Origin of the sequence: Bacillus sp. SM2101, from assembly GCF_018588585.1 — a bacterium.
Classification (GTDB): domain Bacteria; phylum Bacillota; class Bacilli; order Bacillales; family SM2101; genus Nanhaiella; species Nanhaiella sioensis.
In genome coordinates this window covers 158,089-176,993 of the sequence record NZ_JAEUFG010000005.1, presented here as the reverse complement: position 1 = coordinate 176,993, position 18,905 = coordinate 158,089, and the positions used below count along the sequence as shown (strand labels likewise).

The 18,905-nt window shown below is 34.0% G+C and carries 19 protein-coding genes and 1 pseudogene; 11 read left to right on the top strand and 9 right to left on the bottom strand.

Translation table 11 applies throughout. From position 1 onward, the window contains the following. Positions 1-265 precede the first annotated feature (265 nt). Together JM172_RS06780 and JM172_RS06775 are read right to left on the bottom strand one after the other, a co-directional pair. Positions 266-424, bottom strand: coding sequence for a hypothetical protein (locus tag JM172_RS06780; protein WP_214481340.1), 159 nt, complete (start codon positions 422-424; stop codon positions 266-268). After that, positions 421-837: a Fur-regulated basic protein FbpA gene (locus tag JM172_RS06775; protein WP_214481339.1), complete on the bottom strand. Its 417-nt coding sequence runs from the start codon at positions 835-837 to the stop codon at positions 421-423. The genes JM172_RS06780 and JM172_RS06775 overlap by 4 nt, the downstream gene beginning before the upstream one ends. A gap of 575 nt (positions 838-1,412) precedes the next feature. Between JM172_RS06775 and JM172_RS06770 the strand changes: the two genes are divergently transcribed. The 10 genes and pseudogenes from JM172_RS06770 (at position 1,413) to JM172_RS06730 (ending at position 9,658) form a co-directional block, all read left to right on the top strand. Beyond that, positions 1,413-2,762 carry an aspartate kinase gene (locus JM172_RS06770; RefSeq protein WP_214481338.1) on the top strand — a complete coding sequence of 450 codons (1,350 nt, stop codon included), beginning with the start codon at positions 1,413-1,415 and terminating at the stop codon, positions 2,760-2,762. A 491-nt stretch (positions 2,763-3,253) separates the two neighbouring features. Beyond that, a pseudogene (locus JM172_RS25625) lies at positions 3,254-4,003 on the top strand (MCP four helix bundle domain-containing protein); the annotation flags it as partial. Further along, positions 4,004-4,951 (top strand): methyl-accepting chemotaxis protein, encoded by a 948-nt coding sequence (locus tag JM172_RS25620; protein ID WP_483297246.1) that lies wholly within the window; start codon positions 4,004-4,006, stop codon positions 4,949-4,951. A 111-nt stretch (positions 4,952-5,062) separates the two neighbouring features. Continuing rightward, positions 5,063-5,281 carry a DUF1659 domain-containing protein gene (locus tag JM172_RS06760; RefSeq protein ID WP_250886544.1) on the top strand — a complete coding sequence of 73 codons (219 nt, stop codon included), beginning with the start codon at positions 5,063-5,065 and terminating at the stop codon, positions 5,279-5,281. 80 nt (positions 5,282-5,361) lie between these two features. Beyond that, the gene (locus tag JM172_RS06755; protein ID WP_214481336.1) at positions 5,362-5,580 is read left to right on the top strand and encodes a DUF2922 domain-containing protein; all 219 of its coding nucleotides are present in this window, start codon (positions 5,362-5,364) and stop codon (positions 5,578-5,580) included. A gap of 149 nt (positions 5,581-5,729) precedes the next feature. Further along, positions 5,730-5,894 carry a YvrJ family protein gene (locus tag JM172_RS06750; RefSeq protein ID WP_214481335.1) on the top strand — a complete coding sequence of 55 codons (165 nt, stop codon included), beginning with the start codon at positions 5,730-5,732 and terminating at the stop codon, positions 5,892-5,894. A 400-nt stretch (positions 5,895-6,294) separates the two neighbouring features. Continuing rightward, positions 6,295-6,618: a hypothetical protein gene (locus JM172_RS06745; RefSeq protein ID WP_214481334.1), complete on the top strand. Its 324-nt coding sequence runs from the start codon at positions 6,295-6,297 to the stop codon at positions 6,616-6,618. 287 nt (positions 6,619-6,905) lie between these two features. Then, complete coding sequence (gene ggt / locus JM172_RS06740) at positions 6,906-8,516, top strand: gamma-glutamyltransferase (RefSeq protein WP_214481333.1); 1,611 nt, start codon at positions 6,906-6,908, stop codon at positions 8,514-8,516. Between the two features lie 60 nt (positions 8,517-8,576). Then, a complete protein-coding gene (locus tag JM172_RS06735) occupies positions 8,577-9,128 on the top strand; it encodes a chromate transporter (RefSeq protein WP_214481332.1) in 552 nt (183 codons plus the stop codon). Continuing rightward, positions 9,125-9,658 carry a chromate transporter gene (locus tag JM172_RS06730; protein WP_214481331.1) on the top strand — a complete coding sequence of 178 codons (534 nt, stop codon included), beginning with the start codon at positions 9,125-9,127 and terminating at the stop codon, positions 9,656-9,658. The genes JM172_RS06735 and JM172_RS06730 overlap by 4 nt, the downstream gene beginning before the upstream one ends. A gap of 47 nt (positions 9,659-9,705) precedes the next feature. Here JM172_RS06730 and JM172_RS06725 read toward each other — a convergent pair whose 3' ends face one another. Then, on the bottom strand, positions 9,706-10,260 hold the full coding sequence (locus tag JM172_RS06725) for an isoprenylcysteine carboxyl methyltransferase family protein (protein WP_214481330.1): 555 nt from the start codon (positions 10,258-10,260) through the stop codon (positions 9,706-9,708). Between the two features lie 19 nt (positions 10,261-10,279). Continuing rightward, a complete protein-coding gene (locus tag JM172_RS06720; RefSeq protein WP_214481329.1) occupies positions 10,280-11,368 on the bottom strand; it encodes a type III polyketide synthase in 1,089 nt (362 codons plus the stop codon). A 460-nt stretch (positions 11,369-11,828) separates the two neighbouring features. On the opposite strand from JM172_RS06720, the gene JM172_RS06715 reads away from it, so the two are divergent. Further along, a complete protein-coding gene (locus JM172_RS06715; RefSeq protein ID WP_214481328.1) occupies positions 11,829-12,482 on the top strand; it encodes a histidine phosphatase family protein in 654 nt (217 codons plus the stop codon). Positions 12,483-12,542: 60 nt separating this feature from the next. Here the strand turns inward: JM172_RS06715 and JM172_RS06710 are convergent, their stop codons facing one another. From JM172_RS06710 to JM172_RS06690, 5 genes are all read right to left on the bottom strand, one after another. Continuing rightward, complete coding sequence (locus JM172_RS06710; protein WP_214481327.1) at positions 12,543-13,508, bottom strand: TIGR03943 family putative permease subunit; 966 nt, start codon at positions 13,506-13,508, stop codon at positions 12,543-12,545. 12 nt (positions 13,509-13,520) lie between these two features. Further along, a complete protein-coding gene (locus tag JM172_RS06705) occupies positions 13,521-14,525 on the bottom strand; it encodes a permease (RefSeq protein WP_214481326.1) in 1,005 nt (334 codons plus the stop codon). Between the two features lie 178 nt (positions 14,526-14,703). Next, complete coding sequence (locus tag JM172_RS06700) at positions 14,704-15,963, bottom strand: metal ABC transporter solute-binding protein, Zn/Mn family (protein WP_214481325.1); 1,260 nt, start codon at positions 15,961-15,963, stop codon at positions 14,704-14,706. Positions 15,964-16,992: 1,029 nt separating this feature from the next. Beyond that, positions 16,993-17,967 (bottom strand): hypothetical protein, encoded by a 975-nt coding sequence (locus JM172_RS06695; protein WP_214481324.1) that lies wholly within the window; start codon positions 17,965-17,967, stop codon positions 16,993-16,995. Next, entirely contained in the window at positions 17,957-18,529 is a 573-nt protein-coding gene (locus JM172_RS06690) for a sigma-70 family RNA polymerase sigma factor (protein ID WP_214481323.1), read from the bottom strand. Before JM172_RS06690 ends, JM172_RS06695 begins: the two co-directional genes overlap by 11 nt. Between the last annotated feature and the right edge of the window lie 376 nt (positions 18,530-18,905).

Below are 18,905 nucleotides of genomic sequence, written 5' to 3'. Positions count from 1 at the left end.
CGTAAGTACAATGATCATCTATACTTGGAAACATGATTGTACAACAATGTGAAAATCGATCTAATCATATTAAATTTAAGCCACTTTTTCATACACTATGCTGCTAATATTGTTAAATTAGAATATGAAGAATTATGGGATTTCCGTCTATCAAATGCCACACAAATGGAGTTGTTCAATCAGGTGAAGTACAATCTCCACCTGATTGGATTTTAGTTTAATCGAAGGAGCGTTATTAGTTTTTGAGACAACTACTTATTGCTAGTCATCGAAAATCGTAGTTTTTTCCATTTTCACCATAATCCTTTGCTTCTTCAAGAATAATTTTTCGTTGATAACGTATTTGATCGGATTCTAGCTTTTTATCCCCCGATTTCTTTTTCGACATTACTTCGTATATATACATTTTTTTATTTTTACTCATATTGATACCTCATTCTGCAAATATACGGATTCTAATAATGTGAATAATTCGCTTTGACTAAGTTCATAGAGATGACGATCGTCAGGTGATTTGAAAACCCCGTTATCTATAAGAATAGAGATCCCTAAATCTTGTATTGCTTCATGCATTGAACTTTCGTTTTCTTCGTCCACTGTATTCATTATTTCTTTCATTGTTTCAAGAGGTATATGATTAGCGTCAATATCTACCGTTGACAAATTTGCATTTGACTGTTTTTTTCCATCTTCATGTTGTGTCTCATTATTTGTTGTTTCAGAGTAAATAACTTTCGATGTGTCAGTATGTTCTTCACTGTTTGCAAGTACATTGTTTGTAGTTAGTCCGCTCAATGTAATTGCACCCGCTAATGTTAAGGCTCTAAGTTTTTTCATTAAAATTTCCTCCAAATTGTTAAGTATGATATGTTAATATACATATTTTTTAAGAATGAATCATTGATTTGTGCTGATAAATGCTCATCATTGTTCATAAAGCTAAAAAAATGTGTGGTGTTTACCACCTTGATTAGATGTTAACAAAACAATATGTGATAAATGTGTTATAGCTTATTTTTTCTGTAAATTCATTTCTTCCCTAGAAAAACTAGACGCTACATGATTGAAATTGATTGCTGTTTATTAGTGTAATAGAGTAGTTAGAAAATGAAACACAATACATATTTAGATAAGTTTTTTTCGTAAACTATATTCCTATTTTTACTATAAGACCTCAATAATTTTATAATAGAAAACGTGATTATATTTAATAATGAAAATCGGGCAATTAATGCGAAAAAAAACCATTAATAAAGGCATAGTAAACGAAAAAGAAAGGTGTAGTTAAACAATTTGGAATTTTTTATACTGACAAAAAAGGTTGAAAATGTGGTAGTATAAAATATTATAAAAATTTAAACAAATTAATGCGTTAATGCAATGATTAACTTGACGGAAAGGTGTTAATGAAGATGAAAGTGGCAAAATTTGGTGGTAGTTCAGTTGCGAGTGCTGAGCAATTTAGAAAGGTAGCTTCAATAATAACAGCAGACTTGCAGAGAAAATTTGTCGTAGTTTCTGCTCCTGGCAAGAGGCATAAAGAAGATACTAAAATGACTGATATGCTAATTACACTAGCAGAAAAAGTTATCGAAAGAGACACGTATGAAGAGGCTCAAGCTGCAATTTTACAACGATATGCTGAGATAGCTGCAGGTCTAGAGTTATCAAGTAATATCGTTTCAGAAATTGAAAAAAGTATTAAGGACGTAATTGAATCTTATCAAGATGATGATGAGCAATTTTTAGATAGAATAAAAGCAAGTGGCGAAGACAATAACGCAAAACTGATGGCATTTTATTTGAATCACATAGGTTTTGAGGCACATTATGTTAATCCGAAAGAAGCAGGAATTTTTGTAAGTGAGGAGCCTGGTAACGCAAATATTTTACCTGAATCCTACGATCATCTGTACAAACTTAGGAACAGAAGTGGATTTTTAATCATTCCAGGTTTTTTTGGTTACTCTCCTAAAGGGCAATTAGTTACTTTCTCAAGAGGTGGATCAGATATAACTGGGGCTATTGTTGCAGCTGGCGTCCATGCAGACCTTTATGAAAACTTTACTGATGTTGATTCTATATATTGTGTTAATCCAAATATTGTTAATCAACCGAAAGACATAAAAGAATTATCATACCGTGAAATGCGTGAACTATCTTATGCAGGGTTTTCGGTTTTTCATGATGAGGCATTACAGCCAGTATTTAAGGCTAAAATACCAGTTTGTGTAAAGAATACGAATAATCCTGAAGCAGAAGGCACACTCATTTTATCTGAAAGAGAAATTGGTGAAAATCCAGTTGTTGGGATTGCAAGTGATACAGGGTTTTGTAGTATTTATGTGAGTAAATTCTTAATGAATAGAGAGATAGGTTTTGGTAGAAGGCTGTTGCAAATCCTAGAAGATGAAGGTGTGTCGTATGAACATACTCCTTCGGGAATTGATAATATGTCAATCATTTTGCGCGAGCATCAGCTAGATGGATTAAAAGAAGATAAGTTGCTAGACAGAATTCAAACAGAATTGCACGTAGACGATATATCTATTGAGAGAAATTTAGCCATGATTATGGTCGTTGGTGAAGGAATGAATCATAGTATAGGAATAGCATCAAAAGCTACTGAAGCATTTGCAAAAGCTGAAGTGAATATTGAAATGATCAACCAAGGGTCTTCTGAAGTGAGTATGATGTTTGGAGTTAAAGCATCAGCTGTCGACAGAGCAGTACGGTCATTGTATGAGAACTTTTACAAATAAAAAATAATTAGCTGAAGTAGTGGGCTTACTTGTTCTTTAAAAGAATGAGTAAGCCTTATTTTATTGTCAACTCTACTTAACTTAATTGAGAAGTTGCTTATGTTATATAAGATTTTTAGCGTCTTTTCATAAGGCTGTTTTCGCATTAATTGTTGCTTTTCGTAATAAGAGTTAAACACGAACACAACTAGAGTTCGTGGCATCTTTTCTTCTGTACAATGATGATTAACAATATAAAAACCACTTTTTATAGTATTAAATTGATATCAATAGCAAAAATGTTTACGAAAAGAGCCTTTCATAAAAAGATGCTAGGGTAGGAACTGATAGAAACGATAATTTTATTCATTTTTAGCTCTTAGTAAGATAAACAACAATTAATAGGAAAAATAGTAGAAAATAGTAAGATACCTAAATTTTATAGACAAACCTAACTGGAATTCTTTATTATTAAAGGTAGATATTACATTACAGTTGCGTGGGGTGCTATCATGAATTCAGTTGGGAAAAAGCTCACATTATCATTTGCAGTTATAATAGTAGGAATGTTCTTTGTTAGCGGTCTAGGTATTTATCAACAACAACAAATGAACGAAAAAACAGAAAAAATCACGACAAAGTGGTTGCCTAGTGTGGAATCAATTAATAAATTGAATTATATGAAGGAGCATTTATTCAGATTAGAACTTACATATATAAATAAACAAGAAAATAACATAAAAAATAAAATGGATTATACGATTGAGAAAATAGAGGAAGAAATTGAGTTATATGAAAATAAAGGCCTATTAATTGAAGAAAATAGATTGTTTAGTGAATTTGTGTCATTGTGGGAAAAGTATATCAACTTTCATTATGACTTCATTGATAGAATTGACGAGATGGGAGACAACCAGGATATCGATGAAATAAATGAAATGGTAAACACTGCTAGTAAAATTTTTGATAATACAAACGTCTATGTTGATAAATTATTAACCATTAACAAAAATGAAGCGATAAAAGCAAGTGAGGAAAGTACAGTTGTTTTTGAACAAATGAGATTATTGGCAATTGCTGTATCGATAGCAATTATCGTAATTACAGTTGTATTGTTACTTGTCTTAAGAAGAAGTATTAAAAAACCATTATTACACGTATTGTATGGACTAGACAGTCTTGCAAAAGGAGATTTCTCAATTGATCCTTTACAAGTGAAAAATAAAGATGAAATTGGTAAGTTAGGTACTGCATTTAATGTAATGGGTAAGAACGTTGCAAATCTAGTCCGCAGTGTGATAAAGAACGTTGAGCAGGTTGCTGCATCCTCTCAACAACTTACTGCAAGTGCTGAACAAACTAGTAGAGCTAGTGAACAAATTTCTAACGATATTCAAGAAATTACGAGCGGTGCAGAGCAGCAAATGACTGGTGCAAAAGAATCTTCAACGGCGATAAATGAGATTTCTAAAGGAATGACAGAGGTGACTGCTTCAATTCAATCAGTTGCACAAGCTTCTGAAATTGCGAAGGAAAAAGCTACATCAGGATCAGCAGTCGTTACTCAAACAGTTGAACAGATGAATCTCGTTCACGATAAAGTAGAAGCAACTTCAATTGTCATTGATGCATTTGGGGAAAAATCTAACCAAATTGGACAAATTGTCTCATTAATAACTGATATTGCTGATCAAACTAATCTATTGTCATTAAATGCGGCTATAGAGGCTGCTCGAGCTGGAGAGCACGGGCGTGGTTTTGCAGTAGTTGCTGATGAAGTTCGTAAACTCGCGGAGGAGTCTAGTCGTGCTGCAAACAAGATACATCACATTATAAATGAAGTGCAAGTTGAATCTACGAAAGCAATTACAGCAATGAATGCTGGAACAACTGCTGTTCGAGATGGGATACACCTCGTCAACCAAACTGGACAAGCGTTTAGTGAGATTGAATCTAGTATTAAGGGCATTGCAACTCAATCATTAGAAGTATCTACTGTCGTTGAACAAGTGAACACCAATGCTCAAAGTATTATATCTGTAGTTGAACATACTTCATCGATCGCAGAACAAGCAGCTGCAAGTACACAACATGTTGCAGCGGCTGCTGAAGAGCAAAATGCTACGATGGAGGAGGTGGCATCGTCTGCAGAGGCTTTAAGCCATTTAGCGATGGAACTTCAGGAGTCCATTAACCAATTTAAAGTATAAGCTGTATATTTTTTCAGGAAAGCTACTCATCAAATTGAGTAGTTTTTTTGTGTCTGAACGCTACTTTTTACCTTGTTTTCGCTATTAATATAGCGAAAGGAGGTGAGAATCTTGGCTCAAGCGATTATAACTGACTCTCAATTACGGGTTATTTACGATTTAGGCATTGATGAGGAAGGAAAGCAAATATTTCGTAATAAAAACTACAACAATGTGAAAACACAAGCAACAACAGATGAACTCTATACTGCTGCTGAAGCGATTATTAGTCTACAGGAAAATGAAGTGCATCGTGTTGAAAGAAACGACTCTCAACAACTTGTTCAATAATATTAACTTTAATTTAGTAAAGTAGACGGTGATAATTGAGCATTATTAACCATGCATATTGTAATGAGGAGGTGTAAGTTTTGGCAAAAACTTTAGAGCTGAAGTTTGGGAATGAAGAAGGGAAAGTAAGTACAATCTCTATTGAATATCCAACAGAACCAGTTGATTCAACGCATGTATCTTCAGTCATGGATACAATCCTTTCATCAAACGTATTCACTTCATCTGGTGGAGAATTTACAAGTAAAAAAGGTGCACGTGTTGTTGAACGAAATGTAACAGACATTGAAATATTGTAAAACCTGACTTAAGTTGAGTGTATTAATAAGGTCGCCCTCATCATTAATACGTTTAAGTAAAGTTATCAATCACATAGAGTGTTCATGTTGTATGGCGGTCTATTGATCATTTATTATGCTAACTTTTGTACATGAAGGGGGGAATTGGAATGGATCAATGGTTCTCTTACGTTAGTGAAGTTGGCTTTCCCATTGTCATATCATTTTATTTGTTACACCGTATTGAAGTTAAGCTTGATGTTGTGATACGAACGATAAAAAGCTTACAAAATAAAAGTGGAGATGAGTTTTTACCGAGTAAGAGAAGTAGCTAATTTAAAATTTATTTCCAACTCAAGGTCCCATCTTTCTTGATGGGACTATTCTATCAGGTGTAGCAGTCACTTCACCAAATTTTTAGATATACAGTTTGTTTTAACAAGTTTACTATCCTTCAACGACTGCATCATAGCTTCATCATTTTGACATTGATTATGGATGAAAAATATGTTAACATAGTTAATGTTTTTTATGAAGGCTCTTTTTCGCACACTTCATTGTATGAACTTACAACAGCAAAACGAGGCCTTTGTCGATTGTCATCGTTTTTATCGAGGGAAAGAAGCCACGAAAATTTCGTTTTATTCCTGTTTATTGTTTAATGCAGATATCAACAATCATTGCGAAAACAGCCTTAATGAAACTAGGACAAACTCTAAAATAATGGAGGCCATCATGAAAAAGGTTGGATTTTTACTTATTAAGATGGTTGGGTTAGTAACATTTTTTACAGCATTTATTTTTAGTCTTGAAGATGTGTTAGAACATCAAACAACAATTTATGTAGGTATTGTTGTTTGGGTGTGCTGTGACATGTTAGCTAATTTTATAATCGAAAACAAATCGATAAAAAACAAATTGGTAGAGCTATCAACTATTTTAACTCTGTTTGTAATTGGACTTCTTGTTCCAAATTATTATTTCAAATTGTCCATACTATTAGCTATGGCGATAATAACATTTATGTTTAATAGAAAAAGTCAGTCTTCGATTGCATAGCGAGACTGTCTTTTTTTTGTTCCTGTTGATAACTTATATGCTTTATTGATATAGTAAATTACGTATTGAAAGGGTATCATCGTTGTGATAGTTTAATTCATGAAATTAGTGGATAATATTCTATATATTTACTTTAGTGTGAATTTTTAAATGTCTAACGATCATATTTAGTACAACATGTAGGGAATTCTTATTAAATAATAGATTTTTCTGAGTGATTAATTTATAATCTACAATTAGAATATTTTTTATGTTAACAATTGAAAGTTAATGGGGTGTAAAAACAGATGAGTATAGATTTCTTAAATTATCCTTATTCTTCACAACGAATGACAACCTTTGCTAGCAAAGGTATGGTAGCCACATCACAACCTTTAGCAGCTCAAGCTGGCTTAGATATTTTGAAAAAAGGTGGAAATGCCATTGATGCAGCTATAGCAACAGCAGCATGTTTAACTGTTGTAGAACCAACTTCTAATGGTATTGGTGGCGATGCTTTTGCATTAGTTTGGACGAAAGGAGAACTGCATGGTCTAAATGCAAGTGGCCCAGCTCCTAAAAATATTTCAATTGATGCGGTTAAATCGAAGGGTTATGAGAAAATGCCTAAATTCGGTTGGTTACCGGTTACCGTACCTGGTGCACCGAGTGCATGGGCAGAGCTTTCAAAAAAATTCGGTAAACTACCATTGACTGATGTCTTAGCGCCAGCAATCGAATATGCTGAAAAGGGTTATCCGATATCACCTATATTAGGTAAGTATTGGAATTCAGCTTATAAAATATTCAAAAAAATATTAACTGATAAAGAATTTACTCATTGGTTTGAAACGTTTGCTCCTGAAGGAAGGGCACCTGAAATTGGGGAGCTTTGGCGTTCTCAAGGACATGCGGAAACTTTACGTTTAATTGCTGAAACAAATGGAGAGAGCTTTTATCGAGGGGAGCTTGCAGAAAAAATCGCAGCTTTCTCAAAACAATATGATGGCTTTTTAGCATTGGAAGATCTTGCATCATATAAACCTGAATGGGTAAAACCTATTTCAGTTAATTATCGTGGTTATGATGTATGGGAGATCCCTCCTAACGGACAAGGCCTTATTGCTTTAATGGCACTTAACACACTTAAAGGATTTAATTTCTCAAGTAAAGACGATGTTAATACATATCATAAGCAAATTGAAGCAATGAAACTGGCATTTACTGATGGTAAAGCATATATAACTGATCCAGACCATATGTCTACTTCAGTTAACGAACTACTGTCTGATGAATATGGACAAATTAGACGAAACGAAATAACTGATCAAGCTATATTACCAGAAGCTGGTAAACCACCAAAGGGCGGTACAGTTTATTTAGCGACAGCTGATGAAGAAGGAAATATGGTTTCATTCATCCAAAGTAATTACATGGGGTTTGGATCAGGTTTAGTTGTTCCAGGCACTGGTATTGCTCTGCAAAATCGTGGACAAGAGTTCTCGCTCGACGAAACGCACGAAAACGCACTACAACCTGGTAAAAAAACTTACCACACAATTATTCCAGGGTTTTTAACGAAAGATAATGAGGCGGTTGGACCATTTGGTGTAATGGGAGGGTATATGCAGCCCCAAGGTCATTTACAAGTCGTAATGAATATGATTGACTTTCATTTAAATCCACAAGCAGCACTTGATGCCCCTAGGTGGCAGTGGATTGATGGTAAAAAAGTTAGAGTAGAGCATAACTTCCCGAATCATATAGCTCAACAACTAGCTCGAAAAGGTCATGAGATTGAAATTGCAACAGATCGTGGAGAGTTTGGTCGTGGTCAAATAATTTGTCGTGACAAGCAAACGGGTGTGCTCTCTGGTGGTACAGAGTCACGTACAGATGGTACTATTGCGGCATATTAGAAATCCAATGAAATAGGTTATGGTTTAAAGTAACTTGTACTTAAAAAGGAAATGATGAAGATGAAGCAAATACACCTTTTTTTAGCATTTTTTAGAGTGGGTATGCTAGGTTATGGTGGTGGCCCGTCCAGTATTCCACTAGTACATAAGGAAGTTGTGGAAAAATATAAATGGATGAATGATGATGAGTTTGCAGATGTGCTAGCATTAGGTAACGCGTTACCTGGCCCCATTGCAACAAAGATGGCTGGATATATTGGTTTTCGTGTTGCTGGTATATTAGGGATGATCAATGCAGTACTCGCGACAATTGTTCCAACAATTTTGCTGATGGTTCTGTTGTTAACATCATTAACATCTGTCAAAGACCAACCGTGGGTTATTGGGATGACAAAAGCGGTAATTCCAGTGGTTGGGGTAATGCTAGCTGTATTAACATGGCAGTTTTTAAATAACGCTCAAAAAGGACTGGGCTGGTCAAAGACAATTTTTTTAGCGCTTGTTAGTTTATTGTTATTAGAAGTATTGAATGTACACCCTGGAGTCATTATTGCCATTTTATTATTGGTAGCTCTCATGAAAAAAGATAAAATAGGAGGGACTTCCAAATGATATATTGGCAAATATTCCTTGCTTTCTTTATACCAGGAATACTTGGGTACGGTGGTGGACCTGCTTCAATTCCGTTAGTTGAAAATGAGGTTGTACACCGTTATCATTGGTTGACTGTTAATGAATTTAGTGAAGTTATAGCAATTGGAAATGCATTGCCAGGCCCAATTGCAACAAAAATGGCCGGATACATAGGGTACCAACAAGGTGGTGTCCTTGGTGCAGTCACCGCGATTTTTGCAACTGTCGCACCTTCACTTATCTTAATGGTTACGTTATTAAGTATTTTATATAAATTTAAAGACTCGCCAAAAGTGAAGCGTATGACTGCTTTTATAAGGCCTACGATTGCTGTGTTACTAGGGTTAATGGCTATGCGCTTTTTTGTTAATTCGTATGAAGGCTCAGGTACGCTACAAACAGGTATCTTAATAATTCTTAGCTATTTGCTATTGGAAAAATGGAAAGTTCATCCAGCTTATGTGATTGTTGCAGCACTTGGCTATGGTGCCATTTTCCTTGGAGGATAACACCCTTAACTTGGGTGTTATCTTATTTTGAGCTTGGATTAACTTCGCTAATTCTTCAGCAATGGAATGAACCTTGGTTTATTATTTAACTCATTGCTAATCATATATTTCGCTAGCATATTTTCCTCAAGCTTAATGCGATGTTTTAGAACCACTGCATTTAATACAGTAAAAACAAGGGCGGTCAAATAAGCTTCAAACATAATAGGAATAAGAATGAACTCGATAATTACTACTGCATAATTTGGATGTTGAACATATTTATAGGGTCCTTTTGTTACATAGTCTACATTTGGTAAAATGATAATCTTCGTGTTCCAATGTTTTCCTAATGAATGTAGTGCCCAAACACGAATAACTTGAGTAAGAAAAAACAAGCTTAGCAATAATGGCCAAGCTATAGATAACGTTTTTCCAAAAAAATTAACTTCTACAACTAATGATAAGAAGAAGCAACTATGTAGTAACACGATGAGTGGATAACGATCTTGTTGAATGACTATTCCACCTTGAGTAAGCATCCATTTCTCATTAGATTTTGCAATAGCAATTTCAGACAGACGTTGAATAATGATAACAGTTAAAAAAATAGTAAAAATCATACTTACACCTCCATTAATGTTATTTCCATGTTAACAGCGCTAATTCGGCTGAAAATCCTGGTCCCAATGCAATGGCTAAGCCTATTGATCCTTGCTTTACATGCTGTCGCATAACTAAATCAAGTACATACAAAACTGTTGGGGATGACATATTGCCATATTGTTGAAGAACTGTTAACAATGGTTGTAATAAGTCATCACTCATATGTAAACAACTCTTATAAGCCTCAATGACTTTTTTTCCTCCTGGATGAGCAATAAAATGATTAATATCATCAATGTTTAAGTCATGTTGTTCTAAAAAAGAATGGACGACAGGTGATAGCCAAGAGTTTACTAATGTAGGAATATGCCTTGAGAAGATTACTGAAAGGCCGTCATTAGTTACATCCCACCCCATAATGTCTTCGGATTTTTTCATAAACACTGACTGAGTGCATGAAATATGAGGGAGAGTATTCAGCGTTGATAATTGATCAGCATTTACTTCATCCCCTACAACACATAAGGCAGCAACACCATCAGCAAATAATGACATTCCGACTATGTTACTTTTTGAAGCATCGTTTTTTTGAAATGTTAAACTACATAATTCTATTGACAAGACGATGACCTTTGAGTGAGGGTAAGCTTTACAATAGTCAAATGCACGGGATAAGCCAGCTACACCACCAGCACATCCTAATCCCCATATAGGAATACGCTTCGTATGATTAGCAAAAGGAAGGATATTCATAATTTTTGCTTCTATCGTTGGTGTGGCAATTCCTGTACTTGATATGAAAAAGATGGCATCAATCTCTTCAAAGTGTATCTGTTCGTTCAAATATACATCGTTGTGTAAACATTCTTTAATTGCTTCTGATCCGAATTGTACTGAACTTTCAATATAAATATTATTTTTTTCTTCGAACGTATGCTCCTGCTTGTACCAATCAACATTTTTAGTAAAATGACGTTTCTCAATTTCAGTATTTTCAAATACACGAAGATACCGATCAAGGTTAGTTATTTTGTCTTTAAAGAGCTCTTGTGCAATTTCTTGAGTTGCCAATTGATTAATTTGAAAAGGTGGGATGTACTTACTTATCGAAATAACTTTTGGCATAAAAACACCTCATTTACATGTTATGTTTATTGTGTAACATAATGGAAATTAGTATACTTCTTAAAAATTTTTCTCTAAGTTTTGAATCACCATTATATGTTAGTCGGGTCGCGAGCTATTTTTAATAATGATAGAATATTAGAACGAAGAATATTGATTTTATAGCTAAATATACTCATTTCAGAAGGCTCTTACTGCTATTGTCACCAAATTAGCAAAGTAAGAAGGGTTTTATATGTTTAACACCTTTTTTCAGATCAAAGGATGCCACAAAGGATAATTGTGTATGTGTAAATCAAAATACAACAATCAATGTGTAAACAGTCTTTTAAAAATAAAACCCATATATCAAATGGGATAATTCTAAATATCTAATTGAATCATGGAATCTACATTGATGTTAATTAACTCTCTACTCACAAAATGAAAATAAAGAAATGGCAGAGGTGTATTAATGAATATGAGTAAACAACAACCAAAGAACAATGTAACACGCTTGTATATAACGAGACACGGTCAAACTGAATGGAATGTTATAAAAAGGATGCAGGGTAGGAAAGATACACCCCTTACAGCATATGGGGTCACACAGGCTCGAAGCCTTGGGAGTAGGCTAGAAAGTGTAAATATAGATGCTGTATATTCTAGCCCAAGTGGTCGCACGTTAGAAACTAGTAAACAAATCATTGGAAAACGAGATATCCCTATGCATACAGATGCCCGTTTGTATGAAATGGCAATGGGCGAATGGGAAGGGTTAACGACCGATGAAGTAAGAGAAAAATATCCGAAGGAAAGTGCGCTGTTTTGGTCAAAACCACAGCTCTATGAAAGCAAATCTGGTGAAAACTTTTTTGACGTTCAAAAACGCAGCCTCGATATGCTTAAATATGTTATTAATGTGAATCAAGGAAAAGATGTATTGCTTGTTACCCATGCCATTGTACTTAAAACGATGATGGCTTATTTTGAAAACAGACCTCTTGAAGAACTATGGAAAGGTCCATTTATACATGGTGCAAGTTTATCTACTGTGGAAATAGGTGATCATAATAATGAGATACTATTGCATGGTGATACGACACACTATGAGAGTGAATGCAGATCGTTATAATATAATCAATTCTCTAACAAAAGGGGAGAGCTATAATGTTACCAGGGCGCTCCTTCTTTATTATAATATTTTTACATTTATAGGATAAAGATAAGGTTCCTTAAGGGCATTTATTGTTTTCCATTCAGTAATTTTGATGTAAGGAAGTTCCATTCCGTTATAGTTCGTAACATCCAAAACTCCTTTGGCCTCGATCCATGTATCCTGTTCAATACTAGAGGCTTCATTGAACTCTGAGAGGAATCCGATGATGCTGGCATCTGCTACACAATGAGTAATTAGAAACCTCGAAATAACAAGCTGATTTTCTTCAAATCCATCCTCCTTGTAAACAAATCCCTTTAATTCAATATTTCTCCCTTTGAATTTACTTACATCTTTACTAATTTCCTCATAGTAGGCATTAAAAACAAAGTCATTCATTTCAATTATAGGCATCGTCTCTAGCATTTGAATAAGCTGAGTAAATTCTTCCTTTGAAATCTCTTTCTGGCTTTCCGTAATATTAGGATTGACAAGGTTATCATCAATCGAAGCATCACTTTGTGTATTATCATTAATCGATGTATCACTTTGTGTATTATCGTCATTCGTATCATTTGCTGGTGTATTATTTGTATCTTTCTGGGAAGATTTCTGGCTGGATAAAACCGCCATACCTCCTTTTTTAGCAGCAATAGAAGAATCGAGAACTTTCGGAGGCAGAAAAAACCCAGTTAATAAAGGAAAAATAATAATCATATAGGATAGGAACTTCTTAACATTAAAAGCTGAATTGCCATGGTCATGTCCACAGTTATTGTCTTCATGGGAGCAATGCTCGTGGCTAATATCTTTAACACGCCAGATTCTTGTTATTTGGATAAAAAACAAAAATAAAAAAATGACTGAAGCAGACTGACTTAAACCGACATATTTAGGGTTGATAAATTTGGTAATGTCTCCAGTAGAATGCATCTTTAAGATCATTGCTGAAAATGTTAATAGTATCAATGCTCTAAAAGCTTGCTGATAAGAAATTTTCACGGTTTTTCCTCCTTAGATAAAAGTTTGCAGCATCATGATTACGATGAATACTGTAGATGAAATCAAAGCAAGCAAGCCGATAACAAACTTATACCGGAATACACTTAGCAACATTAACGTATTTTTTAAGTCGATCATTGGTCCGAATATTAAGAAACCTAAAATCGAAGAAGTAGGGAAAATACTACTAAAGGACGCACCGATAAAGGCATCCGCTTCAGAACATAAGGATAAAACAAATGCTAATCCCATCATAACGAGTAAAGAAGAAACGGGACCGCTACCTGTCTCCAATAACGCCTTTGCCGGTAAATAGGTTTGTACAAACGCTGCTAAAAAAGCACCAATAATTAGAAATTTTGCCATATCAAAAAACTCATCAATAGCATGAATTAACATAGACCAAAATCTATTCGTAAAAGATTTGTTAGCTGAATGGGCGTGTGAATGTGTAGCTTGTATACTAATTGGCGCTTTTAATGGGTTACCTTTAAGAACGACGCTTATTGTCAATGCAATCAGAATAGCAATTAAGAAACCTAAACCCATTCGTAGTCCAGCAATTTTAAAACTGTTGCCAAATGCCATATATGTAGACGCAATGACAATTGGGTTGATTAGGGGACCCGTTAACATAAAACCAATGGCTGCATAAATCGGCACACCCTTAGAAATAAGTCTACGAACAATTGGAACGATGCCACATTCACAAGCAGGAAAAAGCGCTCCAACAGTGCAACTCATAATGACCGCCATTACTTTATTTTTGGGAATCCACCTTTCTATATGTTCTTCGGTTACGAAAATTTGAATCATTCCAGCAATTAATACTCCTATCAAAACAAAAGGAAGAGCTTCTATTAATATACTTAGAAAAATAGTATTCAAATTCAGCAAAGAAGGAGGAAAAGTAAAGATACCACTAAAGCTTGTACTAAACGACAAAAGAAGAAGAGTTAAAGCAATAATCGCTAAACCTGTAATATCTATAATACTACCTCGTATAATCTTATTCATGTTAACCTCCTTTTAATAGCCTGTTATAATTCCCCTATTAATTATGTATATTAATAGGGGATAAATAATAAATCTTATAATTTGAAATTTTAAAAATATTATATAAGAGTAATATATTCCTCGTCTTGAGGTCGATAGTTAGTATACATTCTTAAGTTGAGTTTTATTTAAAAAACGATTAATCATTTAAAGCTGTCTTTATGGTATGTAAATTCATTCTCATGATGCTGAAATAGTCATCCCCTTGCTTAATATTTTCTTCTGTCAAGGACTCAAGATTATGGAGAGTTAGAGCTTCCGCTCCCAATTCCTTCTGGATCGTTTTTACTACTTTTGGTGTAACACTTTGTTCGAAAATAACATAATGAAGATCATGTTCTTTAGATTCTTCAATAATATTTTGTAACTGTTTTAATGAAGGTTCCTGTGTAGGAGATAAACCAGTAATAGCGATCTGTTCAATACCATAACGTGCTTCCCAATATCCATAAGCTGCATGAGATACTAAAATAATATCCGTCTTGGAGCTTTCAATTGTACTTTTAAATTCTTCGTCAAGTTTTTCTAAGTTGTCTTTTAACTGAATATAATTGCTTTCAAATATTGAAGCATGTTCTGGCTTTAATTCACTCAACTTATTTTTGATATTTTCGGCGAGTTCGATTGCACGGAGAGGATCCAACCAGATGTGAGGATCATAATCACCGTGGTTATGCTCGTCTTCATCCACTTCAATGCTTTCATCTTCATGACCGTGTTCTTCAGCGTCAGTATTTTGCTCTTCATGACCGTGTTCTTCAGCGTCAGCATCTTGCTCTTCATGACCGTGTTCTTCAGCGTCAGTATTTTGCTCTTCATGACCGTGTTCTTCAGCATCAGTATTTTGCTCTTCATGACCGTGTTCTTCAGCATCAGTATTTTGCTCTTCGTCACCGTGTTCCTCAGCTTCAGTGTCTTGCTCTTCATGATCATGCTCTTCAGTGTTAGTATTTTGCTCTTCGTGACCGTGTTCTTCAGCATCAGCATCTACCTCTTCGTGAAGATGTTCCTCGTTTTGAGAGGATTCTAATAGTTCAATGCCTTCTCCTGCTTCTAAAATAGTAACACTTTCATTTTTCAAGGACTTAATAGCATTTTCTGCAAACGCATCAATACCAACTCCACTGTAAATAAACAAATCAGATTTCGCTAGAGCAACCATGTCTTTTGCAGACGGCTCAAAAGAATGGGCATCTACATTTGGAGGGTAAATACTTTTCACATCAACATAGTCTTCGCCAATTTTTTTCGCAAAATCTTCAAGTGGATAAATCGTAGTATAAATTGTTATCTTTTCATTTTCAGATATTCCTGTTTTAACAGTTTCAGAGTTTCCGCAGCCTGCAAGAATAAGACTCATAGCAAAAACTAAAGTATAAAAAGATTTGTTGATTTTCATGTTGTTAGCTCCTAACTTAATAAATTTGTGTAATTAAAGCGTTTTAAAAAGGTAAATCGTAATCATTTCGTTTTATATACTAAATCATGTATATTAGTTTGTAAATGGTTTAAGAACAATTTAAAAAATTTTTACAATAATGTAACATATAAAAAATAGTTAAATTACTTACTAGAAAAATGGGATAAGGAGTTTGAAGATAGAATTATGGAACTTGTTTTAATGGGGATTGTTATGAACAAAGGAATTGAGTTTTTATAAGATAAATGTTTGTTAACAAAAGCAGTTTTCGCATTGATTATTGCTTTTTGTTCTATGAAATAAATACATATAAACAAAGCAGTTGTAACATATTTTCTATTGTTAAATAAGGTCATTTGTTGCTGTTCTATATTAGTCTAAATAGCAAAAAGTTTGTGAAAGTACCTTAATAAATAAAGAAATGAACACCGACTGCTCCAAGATTATTATTTTATTGAGAAGAAAAATTTGTAACAGTCACGAAAAATTAATTTTTGAAAATACTAATGTGGAAGGGCAGTATGATAAAAGTTATAAACTTTAAAAATAAAGGAGTAAATTGGAAGAGATAGATTGCGGAAGAATGCAAGATATTGTGAAGAAATGTTAAAAGGAGTTTAGTAAACAGAAAATCCCATTACTTCCACCAGATTCTTCATTTTGGGGAGTATCTACATTATTACCTTTTTGAAAGCTTGAAATGATGGCATAAAATTGTATAAGATTAAAGTCGATTTTAATTACATCTAAAATCTTTTATTGTGTTATTGTGTTCATAAAGCCTCCATTGTGATTTACAGGTAGTTTAATCAATGGGTGTAAAGTAAAGACAACTACACGATTCTTTTTGCCAAGCCATTTAAAAGTAGTGATAAAACTAAATGATAGTATGAGAACATAGCGGTCACCTATAAATTTATTCTTATAGGTGACTAGCTATTTTGGTTATCATAGGAGCTAACTTTACAGCATAGAACTCGTTTTACATACTGAAAAACTGATTGTTTTCTATTTTGCTATTTCCATATTATTTGCAATAGCTATTAGATCTTCTTGAGTAATATTATCTGATTCAGTGGTTATGTTGTATAAAATAAACTGGCCATTCCTGTTTTCAAACCAACTTAGTATTTTTTCTTTATTAGTCGTATATAAACTTTCATTTGATTCAACGTAAAATGCATCATATCCGTCTACCGTAAATTGCTTAAAATCCTCTCCCATATACGATGTCATTGAAACTACATCATTTGTAAGAAGGTGATAGGATATAAGAATTTCGTCATTTGTATTTGTTCTATAAATCAAATTTGGTAAGTTCCATAAGTTATTTGGTTCTTTAGAAAAAGACCCTAGATTATCCCATGTGATTTTTTCTGTAGTCTTAGTTGATCTAGTCTTTAGTGTATCGTAATATTTTTCAGCCATCTCAGGCTCAACGCCACCAACTACCGTTTGGTAATGCGCCGCTTTAAGCGTCATCCCGTTATATAATGCTTGAGGTATTTTGTATTGAGAAAAGTAATCATCCATATGATTTTGCCAATCTTCCATACTTATTTCCTCAGGATTGTTGATGGTCGCTAAAGAAAATGAAACGTTCTGACCATTATCCAACGCAGAGCTGTACATAATTGCAGATTCCCCAGGCTTCAATGATTTACGAATATCTTCAACCGTGTTTTGTATGTGTTCTTTTTCTTGCAAGCTAGGGATGTCTATGATTGTGTCATCTGAAATGTTAAATTCAAAGCTATCAAATGTTAATTCGTAAATAATATTGGCTGCGAAAGCAAAACCAGAGAATAACAATAGACACGCCATAGCGATAGCAATCTTGCTAAACCTTTGATTACGGATTCCTTTCTTATTGGTATGGTAATGTTTAAAAACAAGTTGTGCATTGTTTTTTATGCTTTCCGGCTCTTTTATACTACTTGCTGTTTTCTCGAATTCACTTTTCAATTCCTTCTCAATGAACATGTAATGACGCCTCACTTTCAGTTGGCAATTTCTTATTTCGAAGATTTTTTAATGCATGATGATGCCTTGATTTTGCTGTTCCAATCGGAATATTTAATGTGTTTGCAATTTCTTCAAAACTGTTGTCATGAAAGTATCTAAGTACAATGACTACCTTTAATTTATATGGCAGCCTATTAACATGCTGTAATAATTGGCTATTCATTTCATTTGTTATCATTGTTTCTTCTGTTGATCTAGGACGTTCTTCGATTGAAAATAACTGATTTTTCTTATCAAGATTAAATTTCCTCCAAAGCTTTCTATTCCAATTAGCTGTTTGTTTAACGATTAGACCATTTAGCCACGAATAGAAAGGTTTGTTCATATCGTACTTTGGAATGGATTTAATCAATTGAATATACACTTCGTTTGCTACATCATTCGCATCTTGTTTGTTATTCACTAAAAAATAAATAGTTCGATAGACATGATGGTGTATTTCTTCATAGACAATTTCGAAAGCTTTTTCGCTTCCAGTTGTCAACTCCTTTAACCAGCTATGTAATTCTTCATCAGTCATATTAGAGCCTCCTTTTTTCTCTCTCTCTATTTATTGGTTCGATTGCAAGAAAAAGTTCAAAAAAAATAAGGCTTTTTTCATCCCGTTCTAATGTTCATTAATAAACCACAGCAAAACTTAGTGTAATAAAAATGTCATCGTATAAAAGAAGAAAAAATGCCGCGAAGCTGTAACTGTGTCGTGTTTATTTCTTAGTACGTCATACAATAAACATTGGGAGATCATTAATCTATAGGGCTTTTTTCATCTTGTTCTACTGTTCATTAATAAACCGCAGCAAAACTTAGTGTAATAAAAATGTCATCGTATAAAAGAAGAAAAAATGCCCCGAAGGTGTATTTGTACCGGGTCTTACTTAGTATGCTACATATCATGC

Excerpts from the sequence above, each read along its gene's own strand:
- JM172_RS06725 (WP_214481330.1), bottom strand. The coding sequence starts at position 10,260 with ATGATTTTTACTATTTTTTTAACTGTTATCATTATTCAACGTCTGTCT.
- JM172_RS06715 (WP_214481328.1), top strand. The coding sequence starts at position 11,829 with ATGAGTAAACAACAACCAAAGAACAATGTAACACGCTTGTATATAACG.
- JM172_RS06690 (WP_214481323.1), bottom strand. The coding sequence starts at position 18,529 with ATGACTGATGAAGAATTACATAGCTGGTTAAAGGAGTTGACAACTGGA.
- JM172_RS06730 (WP_214481331.1), top strand. The coding sequence starts at position 9,125 with ATGATATATTGGCAAATATTCCTTGCTTTCTTTATACCAGGAATACTT.
- JM172_RS06775 (WP_214481339.1), bottom strand. The coding sequence starts at position 837 with ATGAAAAAACTTAGAGCCTTAACATTAGCGGGTGCAATTACATTGAGC.
- JM172_RS06770 (WP_214481338.1), top strand. The coding sequence starts at position 1,413 with ATGAAAGTGGCAAAATTTGGTGGTAGTTCAGTTGCGAGTGCTGAGCAA.
- JM172_RS06705 (WP_214481326.1), bottom strand. The coding sequence starts at position 14,525 with ATGAATAAGATTATACGAGGTAGTATTATAGATATTACAGGTTTAGCG.
- ggt (WP_214481333.1), top strand. The coding sequence starts at position 6,906 with ATGAGTATAGATTTCTTAAATTATCCTTATTCTTCACAACGAATGACA.
- JM172_RS25620 (WP_483297246.1), top strand. The coding sequence starts at position 4,004 with ATGGGTAAGAACGTTGCAAATCTAGTCCGCAGTGTGATAAAGAACGTT.
- JM172_RS06700 (WP_214481325.1), bottom strand. The coding sequence starts at position 15,963 with ATGAAAATCAACAAATCTTTTTATACTTTAGTTTTTGCTATGAGTCTT.
- JM172_RS06695 (WP_214481324.1), bottom strand. The coding sequence starts at position 17,967 with ATGTTCATTGAGAAGGAATTGAAAAGTGAATTCGAGAAAACAGCAAGT.
- JM172_RS06780 (WP_214481340.1), bottom strand. The coding sequence starts at position 424 with ATGAGTAAAAATAAAAAAATGTATATATACGAAGTAATGTCGAAAAAG.
- JM172_RS06745 (WP_214481334.1), top strand. The coding sequence starts at position 6,295 with ATGAAAAAGGTTGGATTTTTACTTATTAAGATGGTTGGGTTAGTAACA.
- JM172_RS06735 (WP_214481332.1), top strand. The coding sequence starts at position 8,577 with ATGAAGCAAATACACCTTTTTTTAGCATTTTTTAGAGTGGGTATGCTA.
- JM172_RS06720 (WP_214481329.1), bottom strand. The coding sequence starts at position 11,368 with ATGCCAAAAGTTATTTCGATAAGTAAGTACATCCCACCTTTTCAAATT.
- JM172_RS06750 (WP_214481335.1), top strand. The coding sequence starts at position 5,730 with ATGGATCAATGGTTCTCTTACGTTAGTGAAGTTGGCTTTCCCATTGTC.